Below are 19317 nucleotides of genomic sequence, written 5' to 3'. Positions count from 1 at the left end.
GAACAGCCGACATATTATTTATCGAGAAACAGTTCCGTCGAGAGATAGCGGTCGCCGCCGTCGGGCAGGAGTGCGACAATCGTCTTGCCCGCGAAGTCCGGACGGCGGGCAAGCTCCACCGCCGCTGCAAGCGCAGCGCCCGAGGAGATGCCGATGAGCGCCCCCTCACGACGGGCAAATTCCCTGCCGTAAGTAAAGGCATCCTCGTTCTTCACTTGAATGACCTCGTCGTAAACCTTGGTATCGAGGGTCGCAGGGATAAATCCCGCCCCGATGCCTTGGATCTTGTGCGGTCCCGGTTTGCCGCCCGCAAGAACGGGCGAGTCCTCCGGCTCGACAGCAACGACGTGTACGGAGGGGTTTTTGCTCTTCAGATAGCGTCCGATGCCGGAAACCGTACCGCCCGTACCGACCCCCGCTACGAAGGCATCCACATCGCCGTCCGTGTCCTCCCAGATCTCAGGCCCTGTCGTATGCTCATGCACGGCAGGATTTGCAGGATTCTCGAACTGCGACAGGATGAACGAGTTCGGGATCTCCTTCTGCAGCTCCTCAGCGCGTGCAATCGCGCCCTTCATCCCCTGCGTGCCGTCCGTCAGCACGATTTCCGCACCGTATGCCTTCAGGAGATTGCGCCGCTCCACGCTCATCGTTTCCGGCATCGTGAGGATCGCGTGATAGCCGCGCGCTGCCGCAACCGCAGCGATACCGATCCCCGTATTGCCGCTCGTCGGCTCGATCAACGTCGCGCCCGGTGCGATCTTGCCGTCACGCTCCGCCTGCTCGATCATCCCCACCGCGATGCGATCCTTCACAGATCCCGCAGGGTTGAAATACTCCAGCTTCACCACGAGATTCGCCGGAAGGTCGTGTGCCTTTGCAAAGGACTTTGCTGCGAGCAGCGGGGTACGCCCGATGAGTTCCGTCACCGACTGATATACATACGCCATAGTTCATACTCCTTTATTTCACAAGTCATTATAGTAAACATATCTAAAAAGTATGTTTATATATTACCTGTTTTGAACGATTCTGTCAAGAGGCAAAATAAAAAATCGGGACTGCTGTAGAAAGACCTTTCAGCCTTTGTACAGCAGCCCCGATTCCGATCAACAGCACCCGTTGCCTAGGAGGCGACTCCACTCGCCATATCCTCTGCATCGAGATCATCCATATGCAGACTCGCAATTCCCTCATGTGCAAGACGCTTTACCTCCGCCAAGAGATCACGCATCGCCATGGATCCGTTCAGCTTGCGCCGGGAGGTAAGAATGTCAATCAGGAGGGGAAGGTTCAACCCCGTAACAATGCCGTAGGTCTCATCCGTGGCGACCAGTCGGCTTGCCTCGTTAAACGGTGTCCCGCCAAACAGATCACAGAGGAAGAGAACGCCGTCCGTACAGTCCAGCTCCTCAATCGCCTCCTCGTACCGCTCCTGGACAAGACAGGGGTCTTCCCACATTTGGAAAGAAACGGCACAGATATTCTTCTGCATGCCACAGATCATCTCGGCGGCGCGCACGAATTCCTGCGGCAGATTTCCGTGCCCACATACGATAACTCCTACCATAATGATCCTCCTATCGCTCACCTTTATGAGTATAGGAATATTATACTGAACAATTACATCTTTTGCAAGTGTTTTCGATTTAATCTGCCAAATACAACACGTTCTTTTAAATATTCAGATTTAAAACAATAATCAACAGAAAATAAAAAGAGGGTTCATTGTCCCTCTTTTTGTTAATTTTCGTCAAATACAGCTGAAATATGGGGAGGCTGTTTGTCCCATCTTTTTGGCGGGATCATGTCGGCGCAAAATAAACTTTTACACGCGTCCCCTGCTCGACAATATCATTCACACTGAGGCTCTGCGATACGGCGGCGCCCGTCCCCTCGCTCTCAAAGAAAAGGCCGCGCTGCTCGGCAAGGCGTGCCGCCTCGCGCATGGAGAGTCCGATGAAGTTCGGCACGAGCGCCTTGCCCTCGGGCGGCGTTGCGACCGCCTCCATGCGTTTCTCCTCGGCATTCGTGCGGGCGGATGCGCCGGATTTCTCCTGTTCTTCCTGTGTAAACGGGTTGCTCGACGGCTCGACGTGCGCATAGCGCAGGAGCTGCGCAAAGATGCGTGAGGCGACCGGTGCAGCGATCTGACCGCCGTAGAAATTGCCGCCGCGCGGGTCGTCGATCATGACGAGTACGGTAAAGAGCGGGTCCTCCACGGGGGCAAAGCCGCAGAACGAGGCGATATAACGACCGTCCAGATAACCGGTGGCATCGAGGCGGATCTTCTGTGCCGTGCCGGTCTTGCCCGCGATGCGGTAGCCCTTGACCCCCGCCTTCGCCCCGCCGCCTGTCGCAACGACCTGTTCCAAGAGACCGATGAGCGTACGGTTGACTGTCTTTTGCAGCGTTTCACGGATCTCCTGCGGACCGCGCTCCTCATAGATCGAGCCGTCGGGATTTTTGATGGCGCGGACAATATAGGGGCGCATGAGCGTACCGCCGTTCGCAATCGCCGACATCGCCGTCACGAGCTGCAAGGGGGTCACGGCGATGCTCTGTCCGATGGCGGTGGTTGCGATGTCCGAGTCGCGCATCTCCTCCGGTTTGAAAAGCAGCCCCTCCTCCTCGCCCGGCAGGTCGATGCCCGTCTTCTCACCGAACCCAAAGACGCGCGTGTAGTGCATCAGCTTCTCCGCGCCAAGGGATAATCCGACCTGTGCAAAGCCCGTGTTGAGCGAGTTCTTGACAATATCCGTAAAGGTGACTGCGCCGTAGCTCTCGTTGCTCCAGTTTTGGATGCGCCGTCCCGAGACCATGACATAGCCCGGATCGTAAAAGACCTGATTCGGCGTGACGATGCCCTCCTGGAGTGCAGCTCCCGCAACGATTGCCTTGAACGTCGAGCCAGGCTCATAGTTGAAGGCGACCGCACGGTTCTTCCAGTTCTCGGCAGGGTAGTCCCAGAAGCGGTTGGGATTGTATGAGGGGCGTGATGCCATGGCAAGGATCTCCCCCGTCTTCGGATCCATGACAATCGCCGTGATGGAGGACGGAATGTTTTCCGCCATGGCGCGGTCGAGTTCCTGCTCCACCATGAACTGTATCGTGCTGTCAATCGTGAGTGTTGCGGACTTGCAGTAGTCGCCGCGATAGGTGCGCCGTCCCAAAAAGATGGAGTCGAGGATCGGCCGCCGCTGTCCGTCAACGGTGATGCGCTCCTCGCGCACCTCGCCTTTGAGCAGGGGATCAAGCGCCTGCTCCACGCCGTCCAGCCCCTCGTCGTCCGTACCGACAAAACCGAGCACGTTGGCAGCGAGGGCATCGTTCGGATAGTAGCGCTTTGCCTCGTTCTGAAAGCCGAGGCAGTCACTGTAGCCCTTCTCACGGATGACGGCGCGCACCGCTTCGTACTCCGTGTGTTCGAGCCGCCGCTTGACCCAGACGAAGCCGCCGCCGACGGCGATGTCGTCGAGAACCTCCTGCTCGGTCAGCCCGATGAGCGGTGCAATGTCTGCGGCGATCTGTGCGGGGTCGTGCTCCTCATAGACGTGGTTCGGGTCGATAAAGAGAGACTTCGTCATGCTGCTGACAGCGAGTTCCTTGCCGTTTCGGTCGAGAATCGCACCACGCAGCGACTGGATGCGGTACTCGTAGCCGCTCTGATCCCGCATCCGCTGCGCGAGGGAATCCCCCTGCACCACTTGCAGATAGGCATAGCGAAAGGTCAGTACAACGAGAACGACAAACATCCAGAGGGCAACATACCCAATCCGCCCCTGCACCGTCGCACGAACATTTTTCATCGTATTGCGCTCCCCCACATCGTATTTCAGATGTCATCATACCATAAATATACATGAAAAAAAAGCCGCCGCAATGCTCTGCATTGCAGCGGCTTCGTCCGTCAAGCACAGATCAGTGATGATCTTCCTTCTCTGCCTGCGCGATCTCCTCGCGTGTGACAACCCCCTGCGCGATGAGTTCGTTGACCCATGCACCATGGTGATGTGCCGCGTAGGATGCCTTGATCGTGCCGTCCTTCATCCCGTGCAGGGAGTCGGGATTGACCCCCGCAGCAAGGTAGATGTGCCCGAGGGCGGCGGCAAAGCAGACCGCAGCCGCGATGCTGTGTACAGGAATCGCAAGCGCGGTGATGGTCGCGGGCAGGATGCTGTCGCCCATCCAGAGGATCACACCCGAGAGGGCAATGACGAGGGCGAGGGCGAGCTGAAGCGCGATGTTCATCTTCTCACCGCCGTTGTAGAAGCCCTGCGGCGGCATATGGGGATCCTTGCCCATCAGCTCGATCGGGAACTTCTGCATGAACTCCATGTCCTTCTTGCCGAAGCGGAACACTTCCTTGATCATCGTCATGTAGCCCTCACGTGCGATGAAGAAGCCGATGATCGGGGTGGCGATGAAGATGACGCCGAACACGCGGTGTGCATACATGAGCGTCTTGTCGCCGAAGATGTCGTACATGAAACGGAACGTATCCGCATACAGCGGCAGAGCCGTGAGGAAGAGCATGAAGAACGCAAATGCGTTCAGCCAGTGACAGAGAGCAAATGTCTTCTGATGACGCGGAACAAATTTCTTGTTGATCAACACTTCGCTCACCCCTTCTCCTGTTCCTTCGCCGCGTTCTTGGCACTCGATTTAACCATCTTGCTGAGCACCATAGCGCCGACGATCCCTGCGGCTGCGCCGCCGATGGCGAGTTTCGTAAAGGTGCGGCCTGCCTTCCAGAGGTCGATGGAGAGCGGCGTAACGGGGTTTGCCGGGAGGCCAAACACCTCGGGTTTGTCGGGCAGGACGTAGATCATGTGCGTACCGCCGACCCCCTCGGGACAGTAGATGTTTGCATTCGGATGTTTCGGCTGAATCATCGCGAGCCGCTCGGCAGCGAGCTGCTTCATCTCCTCGATGGTACCGAACTCCAGTGCGTGCGCCGTGCAGGTCTTGGCGCACGCGGGCTTTAGGATCTCGCCCGTCGTTTCATATCCGTGCGCGATGCGGTCGTAGCAGAGATCGCATTTCGTGGACTTGTGACGGATCTCATCGATCTTGGGGATGTGCCACGGACAGTTGTGCTCGCAGTAATGGCAGCCGACGCATTTGGACTCGTCGATGACGACGGTGCCGTTCTCGTTGCGGCTGATGGCGTTCTCGGGGCAGCCCTTCGCGCAGGCGGGATCGCCGCAGTGGAAGCAGTTCTTCTTGAAGAAATCCCAGTGGAATTTCCCCTTGTCGTCAACGCGCTCCTTCATCTGAATGAGCGTATAAACGCGTGAGCTGAGATCCTTGTGCGACTGGTACTGTCCTTCAAACGGGGTATCCATATCGGGCGGCAGATCGTGCCACTGCTTGCACGCCACCATACATCCGCGACACGCGGTGCAACGCGACATATCATGCAGCATTGCGATTTCCTGTGTCATGACGCTTACTCCTCTCCTTATAGTACCTGTTTATTCCAGTATCGGGTTGCCCTTTTTATGAAGCCCCTTCTCCTCGGCGAGGAGATCAAGATGAACGCTCGCCCAGTCCTGCCGGTAGATCGCATCCTCAGGACTGCCGTCCACGGGGCCGCGGTAGGTCTTGATGTAGCTGTCGCAGACATCGCAGATGTCCAACCGCATGGAACTGTCATGCTCCGGCTCAAGGGTGTGCATCTTCTCCAGATTCGTGTTGCCGCAGTAGACGCAGCCGACGCGTGCGTAGATCCAGCGTGTACCGCATCCGCCGCAGACGAGGTGGCGGATGCGCCCCTCGCGGTGTTTGCGGAGATCCGCGACCACGGGTCTGCGCCCGCAGACGGGGCAGAAGTTCTCGCGGAACGCCGGCCGGTCGGCATCGGGAGCCCATGTCTCAGGCTCTTTGAGCGCAGGCGGCGTAAGATGTGCGATGATGCGCCAGATCGTGCTGCGGATAAAGCCCTCGTTGAGTGCGTGCTGTTCGCACAGCGCCGCAAACGCAGCCTTATTCTGCGTGAGAACTGCTGTGATGAACTCTTCCTTTTCACTCTTGCGCAGCTTCTTCAGTACGGCGAGATATTCGCGTGCCGACTCCTGCATGAGCGGTGGAACCTCCGCCTCGGCGATGCGGGCGAACACCTCCTCCTGCATGAGGTAGACCGCACGCGCCATGCGGCGGTGGTAGGTCTCCTGCTGCAAGATGGGCAGCTTCTCCGTCATCGTCTTTCGGACGGCGCGTTCAGGCAGTTGGATGGGCTCCGGCGTGCCGATCGCCTCATCGACGAAGCGGTAGATCCGCTCGCTTTCCTGCAGGAACGGATACTTCTTGAGGAAGCTCTTCATCGGATCAATTTTCTTGGCTTTCATAAAAGGGGTCTCCCCGTCTTTTCAGACGTTACTCTTGTACGTGTTCTTCTGTGCGGTCATGCTCCATGCGGTACACGCCCGCAGCGGAAGTCAGACCCTTTCGACGTTGGCAAGGCAGGCCTTGAACTCCTGCTCCTGCACGTTCGGATCAAGCGCGTCGATGGTGAGATAGTTCGTCGAGGGACCTTTCGAGAGCCCCTTGAAGCCCCAGTTGTAGGGCATCCAGATCATATGGGTCTCTTTCCCGTTGACCATAAGTGGCTGTGCGCGCTTCGTGACCATCGCCTTGACCTCGATTGCCGAGCGCGTCGTGCTGACGCGGACGCGATCGCCGCCGCGAATGCCAAGCTTTGCAGCAAGCTGCTCCGAGATCTCGACAAACGGCTCCTTGACCAGCTCGTTGAGGTACGGAATGTTGCGCGTAATCGTACCCGAGCACCAATGCTCCGTCAGACTGGAGGAACAGAGGACGTACGGATACTTGTCCGGCGTTCCGATCTTCTGCAGTTCCGGAATACGCGGGTAGATGACGCAGGGGTTGAACTCGGTCTTCTGCCCCTCGTTCATCACATTCTTCGTCGGGCTTTCGACCGGCTCGTAGAACTCGGGCATGGGACCATCCACAGGTACATAGGAATGATCGCGTGTCTCACCGTTCTCCACATCGCTGTGCTCTGCGGCAAACAGACGTGCAAAGCCCTCGGCGTTCATGCGGAACGGCTTCTGCCCGCCGGGCGTATTCGGTCCCTGCGTGCGGTCGGCAACGTCAGGAACATCGTAGCCGTCCCACATGCCCTTCTCCTCATCCCACCAGACGAGCTTTTGCCCCGGACGGACGGGCTTGCCGTTCTCGTCGCAGGAGGCACGGTTGTAGAGCATATGGATGTTGTCGGGCCAGACCCACGCGTAGTTCGGGTAGATGCCCATACCGCCGCGATCCTCCTGGCCGCGTCGCTTTGTCATATTGACACCGTCGCCGAACACGCCCGTGAAGATCCACATCCCCGCCATCGTCGTGCCGTCGTCGCGGATCTCGCGGATGCCGCGCAGGAGATGTCCGTCGGTCAGATCGTAGCCGTTGCACTCCTTCATGATGTTCTCGACGTACGCCTCCCCGTTTGCCTCGGGGTCGCCGTAATTCCATGTGAGCAGCTTGATCGTGTTGTCCTTCGGATCGGTCGAATCCTTGTAGAGCGAGACGATGCGCTTCCAGAGTTTGTCGCAGATCCAGTAGTCGGGGCGCGAGTCGTTCGTCGGATCGGGGCCCTTCATGCGCCACTGAAGCATACGCATGGAGTTCGTCATCGAGCCGCAGCGCTCAAGGTAGGATCCCGCCGGCAGGAAGATGACCTCGGTCTTGATGTCCGCCGGATTGTCACCCGGACGCTCCCAGAACCCTGCTGTTTCGTTGACAAAGACATCCTGCACGATGAGCGTATCGAGGTTCTTGAGCCCCTTGTTGACAATCGTGAGGTTCGCGTTCGTCATCTGCGGGTTCTGTCCGCAGACGTAGACGCACTTGACAATGCCCGCCATCGCCTTTTCAAACATGATATACATGGAGTCGTTGTGCGTGCCGTTGCGGATCGGCAGCGCATTGAACATGTAATCGTTCGAGGCGTTTGCGGCATCGCCGAACCATGCCTTGAGCAGGTTCTTCAGGAACTTTGCACGGAACGTGCCGTTGTGATGCGTCCACTTTGCAAGCGTATCATCCGTATGCGTCGGATAGGAGAGGTACGCAGGATAATACTGGAACATAATGCCGTAGTCCGTCGAGGACTGGACGTTCGGCTGTCCGCGCATCGCGTCGATGCCGCCGCCCGAAACACCGATGTTGCCCATGAGCAGCTGGATGATCGTAAAGCAGCGGATGTTCTCCACGCCAATGGTGTGCTGCGTCATGCCGAGTGCATACATCATGACGGTCGGCGTAATCGTCGAGAAGAGCTCCGCCGCCTTCTTGATGTCCGCCACAGGCATCCCCGTAATCGCCGATGCCTTCTCGAACGTGTAGCGTGAGAAATGCTTCGCAAGGTGATCCATGACCGTGCCCTTTGTCGCCATCGTAGGCGCTTTTACGGGCTTGCCGTTCGCGTCGAGCTTGTAGCCCCACGACTCCTTGTTATAGGTGCGCGTCTTCTCGTCATAGCCTGAGAAGATGCCCGCATCGAAGTCAAAGTCGTCGCGCAGGAGGCAGAAGGCGTTCGTATTCCGGCGCAGATAGTCGGCATCGTATTTCTTGTTCTGAATAATATAATTGATAAGTGCTCCGAGGAATGCGATGTCTGTGCCGGGACGAAGCTGGAAGAAATGATCCGCCACGCGTGAGGTACGGGTATAGCGCACGTCGACATGAACGATGATGGCACCGTTGTCCTTTGCCTCCATGACGTTCTTCATCGCCATCGGATGACACTCCGCCATGTTCGAGCCTTCGATCCAGATCATCTTCGCGTACTTGAGGTTGTACCACGAGCCCGTCATTGCACCGCGCCCGAATGCCGCATTGAGCGCCGGCGGTGTCGTCGCATGGCAGACGCGTGTCTGGTTGTCGATAAATACAACGCCGAGCGCACGCGCCATCTTAATGAGCTGGTAGCACTCCTCGTTGTTGACCTGCGAGCCGCCGACAAAGCCGATGGCATCCGTGCGGTTGCTCATGAACTTGTAGCCGTTCGCCTCGTCCTGACCGATCCAGTTCTCGTCGCGTGCCTTCTTCATAGCACGTGCTGCGCGGTCGATTGCCTCCTCCCAGCTGATCTCCTCCCAGTGGTCACTGCCGGGTGCACGGTACATCGGACATTTCGGGCGGAGTTCCGCATTCGGGATGTGCCCGTAGCCGATTCCCTTCGGACAGAGGCCGCCGCGATTCACGGGGGCATCCGCCGCACCTTCGAGATTGATCAGCTTGCCGTCCTTGACATAGCCGATCGTGCCGCATCCGCAGCCGCAGAAGTGGCAGACGGAGGTAAATTCGCGACCGCCCGTCAGCTTGTACTCTTTTGCCGCCGCATGGGCTTTGCCGACATCGAGACCGAGACTCGCGAGTGCCAGCCCGATGCCGCTTAGCCCGGTGGCTTTCAAAAAGTCACGTCTGCTAAGGTTCATCGTGATTCTCCTTTCATATCGGCGGAAATCCGCCGACAGGCTCTCCTAAACCTTATGAAATAACATTTTATTTATGAAAAACGGGGAAATCCCCTGTTTTCACCTAAAGAATGATGCGCTCCGGATTCGCATATACACAGAACGAACCGGGCGCCATACGCGCACACAGCGCAATACCGAGCTTGCGTGCAACATCGACCGAGAGTGTGGTCGGTACGGACTTCGCCGCGACCGCCCCGATGCCCATGCGCCCGAGCTTCAACATCATCTCCGAGGAGCAGCGCCCGCTGAAAACGATGATTTTATCGGTCATCTCCACGTGGTTCTTGAGCGCCCATCCATAGAGTTTGTCAAAGACGTTATGGCGGCCGACATCCTCACGAAAGACGAGGATTTTCTTGTTCTCCTGATCGTAAATGACCCCACTGTGTACGCCGTTCGTCGCCTCGTGCGTCTTGGAGAGATGCGCGAGCAGTTCGTCCGCTGTTGCAAGAATCTCGCTCGCATGGAAGCGCACATCGCGCGGACGCGCGAAGATCTCCTCCGGGCGCAGCTTCAAAATTTTGCGTGCCGAGAAGTAGCGCGGATTTTTCACGGCTTCCTCCGCCCAACGCTGCGCGTCCTCCGTCGTTTGGACCGAGGCGCGAAGGTGCTCCGCATCCACCGTAAGCCCCGTGATGTCGCCATACGTGCGGATGCGCCCCATCTGGGCGAGCATCCCGACGACAAGATCCTCGAAGTCAACAGGCGAGCAAAACGCCGTGGTGAAGTTCGCTCCGTTGAGGTCGATGTCGAAGTAGACCTCCTCGGAGGTATATTTATGATCGGGGACAAACGCATTCTCCGCCGATACATAGCGGGTTACGGGTACGTCGATAAAGTCGCTGCGCCGAATTTCCATTTCCCGGTTTTCCATTCTTACATCGTCAAAAACATTTCCCCGTCCGCACCGTAGAGCGGCCGCCCCATCAGAAACAGCGCAAGGCGCACGGCGGTATCCATATCGTCGAGATCAAAGGTCAGCAGCTCCGTTTCTACGGCACGTCCTTTGGTAAAGTATGCGACAACACGCTCATCCGGCTCCGGTGTACCCATCCCGCGATCGAGCATGAGCGTCGGCAATGTGCCGCGCGAACGGCTTTCCGTGATATATAGGTTTACGCTATGAGTATCTATTTTCGCGATAAGATTCTGAAAATCCTCCCGAGATTCCGTCTTTTGTTGAATAAAATATCCGGAGGGGGAGCTGACGGCAACCGCCTCCGCCCCCGCCGCCGCAAAGCGCGCCGAATCCTTGCCCGCCGTGTCGAGGTCGTAGCCGTGGCTGTCGCTCTTTATGACCGCCGTTCGCACGCCACGCTGTGCGAGGAGCGGGATGAGTTTTTCAATAAATGTCGTCTTGCCCGTGCCCGAGGCGGGCGCGGCGATGGAGAGGACGGGCGTTGCCCGCAGTTCGTTCGCGAGACGCCCCTGTGCCAGCCGATAGGTGGCGGGCGTATTCACGTTGAAGAAGAATCCTGCATCCACGGCAAGCGGAACTTCACGCACAGCGAGTTTCCTAAGGATCATGCCAAGCTTGCGGTCGCCGCGTGCAATCGCGGCGGCAAATACCGCACCTGCATCCCGTCGGTAGAGTGCGGCAAGCGGCTGCCAATAACCGCTGAGGGTTGGCAGAATGACCTGCGTATCGCCCGCCGCGTGTGGCAGGAGCGTCCGCACGAGCTCAAGATCATAGAAGGGCATATCCGCCGAGAGAACGAGCGACCACTGCGTTTCTGCCGCTGAAAGACCTGCGGCAATCGCCGACGCAGGTCCCTGTGCGGGGATTTCATCTGTGACGAGGCGTGCGCCAAACTCCTCTGCGAGTGCCGCGAGATCGCTGCGCACGCCCTCCGCCGCAAGCACGATGGAGGAAAAGCCCGCCGCACGCCCCTTGCGGAGCGTGCGTGCAAGCAGAGGCTCGCCATCCAGCGGCAGGAACCGCTTGTCCTGCCCCATGCGCGTGCTCTTGCCGCCCGTCGCGACGACGAGGGTCAGATCGGCGGGATTCATCGTGCGCATTCGCCCGCGTCGCCGCGCAGGATCTCAATGCCGTGCTGCAGCTGCGGCAAAATGAAGTTCAGACACTCGCGCACCGCCTTCTCGCTGCCGGGCAGATTGACAATGAGCGAGCGTTTCCGAATGCCCGCTGTCGCCCGCGTGAGCATGGCACGCGGCGTGATCTGCATAGAGAGGGCACGCATCGCCTCGGGGATACCCGGAGTCTCGCGCTCGATCACCTCACGCGTCGCCTCGGGGGTCACATCGCGCACGGAGAATCCCGTACCACCCGTCGTGAGGATCAGCCCCACGCCGCGCTCCGCCCAGAGGGTCATCTCGCGTTTCAGATCCTCTTTCTCGTCGGGGACGATGTTAAAGCCCGCGACGTGGTAGCCCGCCTCCGTCAGGATCTCACGGATCGCCGCACCGCTCTTATCCTCGCGCTCGCCGCGCGCCCCCTTGTCGCTCGCCGTGATGACGGCGGCATCGAGCGGAATCTTCTCCGTTGTGATCTCCATTTTATCCCCGACCGTCACCCAACCGCCGTGGAGCACGCGTGCAAAAACGCCCTCGCGCGGCATGATGCAGTCGCCGACCTGCTGATAGATCTGACAGTGGCTGTGGCACTCCTTGCCGATCTGCGTGATCTCAAGAAAGACATCCCCGACGCGCAGACGCGTCCCGACGGGCAGTTCCTTGAAATGAAAGCCGTCCGCGACGACATTCTCACCGAACGCGCCAAAGTCCACATCTGCACCGCGTGCACGGAAATCGTCGATCTCACCGAGCCCCAAGAGGCTCACCTGTCGATGCCAGTCGCCCGCATGGGCATCGCCGTCAATGCCGAACTCCGTCACGAAAAATACGCGATCCAATGCGTGCTTATGCGTCCCACGCTTCTCGCTGATGCAAAGCGCCCGAATCTCTCCCATGTTAACCCCCTACCTGATACATGGCGCGACGGTCGCGCGTCTCACTGTCCATCTCAAAATAGTGTTCCTCGGGCTTTTTCCAAACCGCATGAGCGATTGCAGCCGCGAGCTGTGCATCCGTCGCCCCGGTGCGCAGGAGTGCGCGCGTATCAAGCCCTGCATTGCTGTAAAGGCAGAGTTTTAGAAATCCCTCTGCCGTCAGCCGTACGCGGTTGCACGTGTCACAGAATTTATGCTCCATTGCGTCAATAAAGCCGAGCGCCCCACGAAATCCGGCGGGCTGTACGTACGTGGCGGGTCCCTTGGGAACGGCGCGTCCGTGCGTCGCCTCACCGACGGGCAGGAGCGCACCGAACGCCGTCTTGAGGCGTGCGCGTACCTCGTCCATCGGCACGCCGCGATAGCCCTCCGTACGGGCGCATCCAATCGGCATGAGCTCGATAAAGCGCATCTTGATTGCATGGTCGCGTGCAAGTGCGGCAAGCGCCGTGATCTCATCGTCGTTCACGCCCGCAATCGGCACGCAGTTCATCTTTACATCAAGGCGATTTTCCTCCGTCAGACGTGCAAGCGTCTCCATCACTGCACCGAACAGTGGACGGCGCGTGATGGAGAAGAACTTGCCGCCGTCGAGCGTGTCGAGGCTGAGGTTCACCGCGTCAAGCCCTGCGTCCAGAAGCTCATCCATCATCGTGCCGAGCAGCACACCGTTCGTCGTGATCGCGACCGTTTCGATGCCGGGCGTCTCCTTCAGTCCGCGCACGAGATGCACAATGTCGCGGCGCACAAGCGGCTCGCCGCCCGTCAGGCGCACCTTGCGAATCCCCATCCCCGCAAGTGCGCGCACGTTCCGCAGGATCTCCTCGTAGGTGAGCACATCTGCGTGCGCCATCTTCTTCACGCCGTGCGCCGGCATACAGTAGCGGCATCGGAGGTTGCAGCAGTCCGTCACCGAGATGCGCAGATATTCAATTTTCCGTTGAAACTGATCCTGCATTGTGAACCTTCTTCTACAACAATACCACTTCGACCTCTGTCCCTGCCGCCAGCGGCTTCGTCCCCGCCGGCACATCCACGAACGCATCGCAGCCCGCCGCCGAAAAGAGCGATCCGGACGCATGCTGATCGGGCAGCGAAACACGCCCATCCGCTTCGATCCGTGCACGCAAGAACCGCCGCCCGACGCACGCCTTTGGAAATGCGTCCACAAGCACCGCACGACGCCGCGGCAGCGCGACCGCCGTTTCACCCGCGAGATGTGCAAGTGCCGCACGCGCCATCAACTCGAACGTTGCATACGCCGCGAACGGATTCCCCGAGAGCGCAACGCCGAGCATCTTCCCGCGCATATAGGCAATCGCGGGCGCCCCCGGCTTCATGCAAACGCGCCAAAAGAGCCTCTGCGCACCGAGCGCAGGCACAACGCCGTGCATGATGTCCTTCTTGCCCACGGACACGCCGCCCGAGGTCAAAAAGAGATCCACACTGTCCGCATAGGAGGCAATCACCTCTGCCGCTCGCTCCACATCATCGGGTACCGAGCCGACGACCGTCACCTCCGCACCGAGTTCCTTCAGCCGCCCCGCAAGGAGGTAAAGATTGCTGTTGTAGATCTTGCCGGGACGCAGCGGCTCGCCCGGTTGGAGCAGCTCATCCCCCGTACTCGCCACCGCGACGCGCACACGCCGATGGACAAGGACATCCCCATAGCCCTCGCTTGCAAGCACCGCCAGATGTGCCGCACGAATGCGCTGCCCCTGACGGATGAGCACGGTGTTCTTCTTAATGTCCTCGCCCGCATAGCAGTAGTTCTCATACGACTTGGACGTGAACGGAACGTGAATCCGCGCCCCGTCCTCCTGCACATCCTCCTGCCGCACCACACAGTCGCAGCCCTTCGGAATCGCACCGCCCGTCATGATGCGGACGCACTCGCCCGCGCCGACAGCGCCATCGAAGAAATCCCCCGCGCACTCCTCGCCGATGACACGCAGTGTCACAGGATTCTCCGCCGAGGCGTTTGCCGTGCTCGCCGCCGCGAACGTATATCCGTCGAGCGGCGAGCGGTCGAACGGCGGGTTGTCAAAGCCCGCACGCACGTCCTCCGCCGCAACGCGCCCCACGGCATCCAACAGGGGAACGCGCTCCGTTTCCGCAACCGGTGTTGTATGTGCGAGCAGTACCTCCACCGCCTGTTCGAGTTCGATGTTCTGCATTGTTCCCCTCCTAATCTTCATTCACGTATCTTTATACAAGAGATTCGCCTCTGTGTCTGTGCGAAATATCACACTCGCAATGAATCAGTGCCTATCAGATGAAACTATCGTGTGAAGTCGGTTCGTCGCCCCTAAGCATCCCCCTACTTCCCAAACGGGCACACAGGATAGTGGCACACCTTGCACTCCATGCAGAGCCCGCCGATGCCGAGGCGCGTGATCTCGCGCCGTGTCCACTCACTGCCCGCCACGACGCGCGGCACGATGATGTCAAAGATTGTCGCGGGCGCGTACATCACACAGCCCGGCAGCCCCATGATCGGCACGCTGCGCCCGTTCTTTTCGTAGTACGCGAGCAGGAACATCGCGCCCGGCAGCACGGGTGCGCCGTATGTCACGATACGCGCCCCCGTCGCGCGGATCGCTGCGGGTGTGCGGTCGTCTGGATCGACGCTCATGCCACCCGTGCAGAGCACCATATCCATGCCGAGATCCAGCAGCTCCTCAATCGCCGCACGCGTATGCTCCGTCCCGTCGTCCGAGAGGCGGTGTTCGTCCACGCGCAGTCCGAACGCACGCAGCTTGCTGTCGATGACAGGTGTAAAGGTGTCCTTGATCCGCCCGTGAAAGACCTCCGAGCCCGTCGTCACAACGCCGACCTTCATCGTTCGATAGGGCAGAATGCGCAGCAGCGACTCCGAGCCCGCCGTCTCGCGCACCTTTTCCATAATACTCTTGTCAATGACGAGCGGGATCACCCGCATCCCCGCGAGCTTCGTCCCCGCCTTCACAGGAAAATGCTGTGCGATCGTCGCGATCATCACATCCGTGATGTCATTCACCGCATCGAGAGCTTCCTCGCGTACCTCGAACACCCCCGCCACCGTCGAGGTCAGCTCGATCTTGCCTTCCTTCGGCTCGCTCGCCGTCATATATTCACTTTGACAGACATCGCGCAGAATTGCCGCAGCGTCGTTCTCGTGCAGCATATTTTCATTGTCTTCCCAGACGTAGATATGCTCCTTGCCGATGCGCAGCAGTACCTCCACATCCTCTGCACGGATCACATCGCCCTTGCGGAAGCGTGCCCCCTTGCGCTCCCCGCGCACAATCTCCGTAATATCGTGGCAGAGTACCATCCCCACTGCGTCCTGAACACGAACTTCCCGCATAGTCCCCCTCCGCTGCATTGACAGCATATTCAAAAACATATCATGTTCAATACATATCCACGATCACATTCAAATGATTTTCACAACAAACAAATCCATTTCTAAAAATCATTCTCATTTATATATTCTTCTTATTGATTATACCACACAAAATAGATTTTCTCTATGGTTTTTCGTAAATGAGAAAGGTTTTTTACCCCCATAGTCCCACTCTTGAACAGAAGATTACAGGAAGATCTGACGGACTTCATTTTATCGGCGATTCCTAGGGGCAACCGATTGATTTTCAATGCAAGTTACGCTATGATGAAAGCATTCGGTAGGGAAGGAGGAAGGTATATGCCGAATACAGGACTGACGCATTTTGACGAGGGCGGCGCTGCGATCATGGTCGATGTCAGTGGAAAGGAGAAGACGCACCGCGAGGCGATCGCAAGCGGGCGCATCTACGTGAGTGACGCGGTCTACGCCGCCATCGAGGGCGGCACGGCAGCGAAGGGCGACGTGCTCGGCGTTGCACGCATCGCGGGCATCATGGCGGCAAAACGCACATCGGACACAATCCCGCTCTGTCACCCGCTGCCGCTCGCCAAGTGTACGCTCGACTTCGCGCTTGAGGAGATCCCACGCCGTGCCGTTCGCGCATCTGCCGCCGTAAAAGTCACGGGCGAGACAGGTGTCGAGATGGAGGCACTGCACGCCGTGAGCGTTGCACTGCTCACGATCTACGATATGTGCAAGGCAATCGACAAGCGCATGGAGATCGGGGACATTCATCTTGAGCGCAAGTCCGGTGGTAAGAGCGGCACATTCGTCCGCTGATGGGGGTCCCTCAACCAACTCCGAGCAAGGATCGTCTAAGGGGAAAGCTACGACACCTTGCCTGACGGATTCCGTCACAGGGTATGCCTAGAAACAGACATACCTACCTATTTTGTAAAGGAGAATACCATCATGAAACTCAGGAATTTACTCACGGCGGGTCTCGCCGCCATGGCACTCTTTACCGCCGGCTGCGTCGGCGGCGGCGACAGCGCGAACAAGATGGAAACGCCGAAGGAAGGTCCTGTCGAGCTGCAGGTCTCGGCGGCGGCAAGCCTCACGGATGCGATGAAGGAACTCGCGACCATGTACGAAAAGGAGCACGGGAACACGAAGCTCGTCTACAACTTCGGCAGCAGCGGAGCACTCCAGCAGGCGATTGAGAACGGCGGCACCGCCGATGTCTTCGTCTCCGCCGCACAGAAGCAGATGAACGCACTCGACGAGAAGAAGCTCCTCGCGGACGGCACGCGCGTCGATCTGCTCATCAACGACGTGGTGCTCATCACGGCGAAGGACAGCAAGCTGAACCTGCCCGACTTCAAGGCAGTGCTTGACCCACAGGTCGCGCACATCGCCCTCGGTGAGCCCAAGGGCGTACCCGTCGGGCAGTACAGCGAGGAGGTCTTTACGAAGCTCGGTATCCTCGACGACGTGAAGGCACGTGCCGTCTACGGCTCGGATGTCCGTCAGGTGCTCGCGTGGGTCGAGACGGGCGATGCGGACTGCGGCGTTGTCTATGCGACCGATGCCGCTATCTCGGACAAGGTGAAGGTCACCGCCGTCGCCCCTGCCGATACGCACAAGCCCATCGTCTACCCCGCCGCTGTTCTCAAAGATGCAAAGAACATGAAGGAAGCAAAGGATTTCCTCGCGTTCCTCCAAACCAATGCGGCGAAAAAGGTCTTTGAGAAGTACGGCTTCAAAGTGAAATAATGACGGACGAAACACTATCCCCGCTCATCATCTCGCTTGAGGTCGCGGGACTTGCGACGGTGATTACATTTTTCCTCGGCATCGCGCTCGCGTACGGCGTGCTGCAGATCCGAAGCCGTTTCGCGGGCACGATTGCCGATGCCGTAATCACCCTGCCGCTCGTCCTGCCGCCGACCGTCGTCGGATTCTTCCTCCTGCTCTTCCTCGGGAAGCGCAGCGCCATTGGGAGCTTTCTCCTGTCGATCGACCTGCCGCTCGTCTTTACGTGGCGCGCGGCGGTCATCGCGGCGGTCATCGTGAGCCTACCGCTCATGTACCGTACGGCACGCGGTGCGTTCGAGGCGATGGATCGAAACATGATCCATGCAGCGCAAACCCTCGGTGTCAGCAACGGACGCATCTTTTGGCAGATCATCCTGCCGAATACGCGCCACGGCATCCTCGCGGGTCTTGTCCTCTCGTTTGCGCGTGCGCTCGGCGAGTTCGGCGCGACCATCATGTTCGCGGGCAACATCCCGGGACACACACAGACCATGTCCACCGCCATCTACGCGGCGGTACAGGCAAACGACTACGACCTCGCCTTTCGCTGGGCAATCGTCATCTCCCTGTTCTCGCTCGTCTTTATCGGGGCGATGAACCTGTACCTCAAACGGGAGGTGCGCTGATGGAGCTGATTGTAAACATCGAAAAGCGGCTGCGTGATTTCACCCTTGCGGCGAATTTCACGCTCACGGATACAACGCTCGCCCTCCTCGGTGCGTCGGGCAGCGGCAAGAGTATGACGCTGCGATGCATCGCGGGGCTCGAACGTCCCGATCGCGGGCAGATCGTCCTCAACGGACGCACGCTCTACGACAGCGAAAAGCGCATCCATCTCCCGCCGCAGGCGCGGAACGTCGGCTATCTCTTTCAGAACTACGCCCTCTTTCCAAACATGACCGTGCGCGAGAACATCATCTTCGCGCTCGACGGCTCACAGGAGGAAAAGGAGCGTATCTTCAAAGAGAACGTTGCACGCTTCTCGCTGGAAGGGCTTGAAAACGCCTATCCTGCGGGGCTGTCGGGCGGTCAGCAGCAGCGCGTCGCCTTTGCACGCATCCTCGCACACGGCGCGGATGTGCTGCTCCTCGACGAGCCGCTCTCCGCGCTCGACACCCATCTGAAATGGCAGATCGAAACGGCACTGCGTGAAATCCTTGCGGCGCAGAACATCGCGGCAATCCTTGTCACACACGACCGTGACGAGGCATTCCGCATCGCGGAGGAGATTGCAACGGTAGATCGTGGACATCTCACGCCGCCCATGGACAAGCACGAACTCTTTCGGCATCCCGGCACATGTGCCGCGACTGCGCTCACGGGCTGCAAAAACATCTCTGCCGCCCACCGCACGGACGAGCACCATGTCGCGGCGACCGACTGGGGCATCACGCTCCGCGTCGCGGATACCGAGACGGACGTGCGCCATATCGCCATCCGCGCACATTATCTGACGCTTGCAGACAGGTGCGGCGAGAACGTCCTCCCCGCACACATCGACGAGATCATCGAGAGCACCTTTACCTACATCATCATGCTGCGGTTCGCAGACGGCGGACTTCCTATCCGCTGGGAAATCGGCAAGGCGATCTGGGAGGCACAGAACGCCGGGGTATGTGATACATTACATTTCAAATTCCCCATCGAGGATCTTATGCTTCTGCGGGACTAGGCAGACAAAAATCCCGAACAGTGA

Annotated in this window: 17 protein-coding genes and 1 riboswitch; of the genes, 4 read left to right on the top strand and 13 right to left on the bottom strand. The window is 58.9% G+C overall.

From position 1 onward, the window contains the following. Positions 1–14: 14 nt before the first annotated feature. The 13 genes from cysK to QU667_RS01850 all read right to left on the bottom strand — a co-directional run bounded on the left by cysK (position 15) and on the right by QU667_RS01850 (position 15821). Positions 15–950, bottom strand: coding sequence for a cysteine synthase A (cysK, locus tag QU667_RS01910; protein WP_304987660.1), 936 nt, complete (start codon positions 948–950; stop codon positions 15–17). Between the two features lie 176 nt (positions 951–1126). Then, on the bottom strand, positions 1127–1570 hold the full coding sequence (locus tag QU667_RS01905) for a PTS sugar transporter subunit IIA (RefSeq protein ID WP_304987659.1): 444 nt from the start codon (positions 1568–1570) through the stop codon (positions 1127–1129). Positions 1571–1805: 235 nt separating this feature from the next. Next, complete coding sequence (locus QU667_RS01900) at positions 1806–3809, bottom strand: PASTA domain-containing penicillin-binding protein (RefSeq protein WP_304987658.1); 2004 nt, start codon at positions 3807–3809, stop codon at positions 1806–1808. Positions 3810–3921: 112 nt separating this feature from the next. Continuing rightward, positions 3922–4617 carry a formate dehydrogenase subunit gamma gene (locus QU667_RS01895; RefSeq protein ID WP_304988375.1) on the bottom strand — a complete coding sequence of 232 codons (696 nt, stop codon included), beginning with the start codon at positions 4615–4617 and terminating at the stop codon, positions 3922–3924. Positions 4618–4622: 5 nt separating this feature from the next. Further along, positions 4623–5447, bottom strand: coding sequence for a 4Fe-4S dicluster domain-containing protein (locus tag QU667_RS01890; protein ID WP_304987657.1), 825 nt, complete (start codon positions 5445–5447; stop codon positions 4623–4625). A 30-nt stretch (positions 5448–5477) separates the two neighbouring features. Next, positions 5478–6350 carry a formate dehydrogenase accessory protein FdhE gene (locus QU667_RS01885; protein WP_304987656.1) on the bottom strand — a complete coding sequence of 291 codons (873 nt, stop codon included), beginning with the start codon at positions 6348–6350 and terminating at the stop codon, positions 5478–5480. A 90-nt stretch (positions 6351–6440) separates the two neighbouring features. After that, entirely contained in the window at positions 6441–9461 is a 3021-nt protein-coding gene (gene fdnG, locus QU667_RS01880; RefSeq protein ID WP_304987655.1) for a formate dehydrogenase-N subunit alpha, read from the bottom strand. A gap of 103 nt (positions 9462–9564) precedes the next feature. Beyond that, entirely contained in the window at positions 9565–10362 is a 798-nt protein-coding gene (gene fdhD, locus QU667_RS01875) for a formate dehydrogenase accessory sulfurtransferase FdhD (protein WP_304988374.1), read from the bottom strand. A 17-nt stretch (positions 10363–10379) separates the two neighbouring features. After that, positions 10380–11513, bottom strand: a complete 1134-nt coding sequence (gene mobB, locus QU667_RS01870; protein ID WP_304988373.1) for a molybdopterin-guanine dinucleotide biosynthesis protein B — start codon at positions 11511–11513, stop codon at positions 10380–10382. Beyond that, on the bottom strand, positions 11510–12433 hold the full coding sequence (locus QU667_RS01865; RefSeq protein WP_304987654.1) for an MOSC domain-containing protein: 924 nt from the start codon (positions 12431–12433) through the stop codon (positions 11510–11512). The genes mobB and QU667_RS01865 overlap by 4 nt, the downstream gene beginning before the upstream one ends. Position 12434: 1 nt before the next feature. Further along, positions 12435–13430: a GTP 3',8-cyclase MoaA gene (gene moaA / locus QU667_RS01860; protein WP_304987653.1), complete on the bottom strand. Its 996-nt coding sequence runs from the start codon at positions 13428–13430 to the stop codon at positions 12435–12437. A gap of 13 nt (positions 13431–13443) precedes the next feature. Continuing rightward, positions 13444–14649, bottom strand: a complete 1206-nt coding sequence (locus QU667_RS01855; protein ID WP_304987652.1) for a molybdopterin molybdotransferase MoeA — start codon at positions 14647–14649, stop codon at positions 13444–13446. A gap of 143 nt (positions 14650–14792) precedes the next feature. Next, complete coding sequence (locus QU667_RS01850; protein WP_304987651.1) at positions 14793–15821, bottom strand: molybdopterin-binding protein; 1029 nt, start codon at positions 15819–15821, stop codon at positions 14793–14795. Between the two features lie 339 nt (positions 15822–16160). Between QU667_RS01850 and moaC the strand changes: the two genes are divergently transcribed. The 4 genes from moaC (at position 16161) to QU667_RS01830 (ending at position 19293) form a co-directional block, all read left to right on the top strand. Further along, positions 16161–16643, top strand: coding sequence for a cyclic pyranopterin monophosphate synthase MoaC (gene moaC, locus QU667_RS01845; protein ID WP_304987650.1), 483 nt, complete (start codon positions 16161–16163; stop codon positions 16641–16643). A gap of 6 nt (positions 16644–16649) precedes the next feature. Next, a riboswitch (molybdenum cofactor riboswitch) is annotated at positions 16650–16782 on the top strand. Then, positions 16776–17579 (top strand): molybdate ABC transporter substrate-binding protein, encoded by an 804-nt coding sequence (gene modA / locus QU667_RS01840; protein WP_304987649.1) that lies wholly within the window; start codon positions 16776–16778, stop codon positions 17577–17579. It overlaps the preceding riboswitch by 7 nt. Next, complete coding sequence (gene modB / locus QU667_RS01835; protein WP_304987648.1) at positions 17579–18247, top strand: molybdate ABC transporter permease subunit; 669 nt, start codon at positions 17579–17581, stop codon at positions 18245–18247. Before modA ends, modB begins: the two co-directional genes overlap by 1 nt. Beyond that, complete coding sequence (locus tag QU667_RS01830; protein ID WP_304987647.1) at positions 18247–19293, top strand: sulfate/molybdate ABC transporter ATP-binding protein; 1047 nt, start codon at positions 18247–18249, stop codon at positions 19291–19293. Before modB ends, QU667_RS01830 begins: the two co-directional genes overlap by 1 nt. Positions 19294–19317 lie beyond the last annotated feature (24 nt).

This window comes from Selenomonas dianae (genome assembly GCF_030644225.1).
Classification (GTDB): domain Bacteria; phylum Bacillota; class Negativicutes; order Selenomonadales; family Selenomonadaceae; genus Centipeda; species Centipeda dianae.
This window is presented reverse-complemented; position numbering and strand designations above follow the sequence as displayed.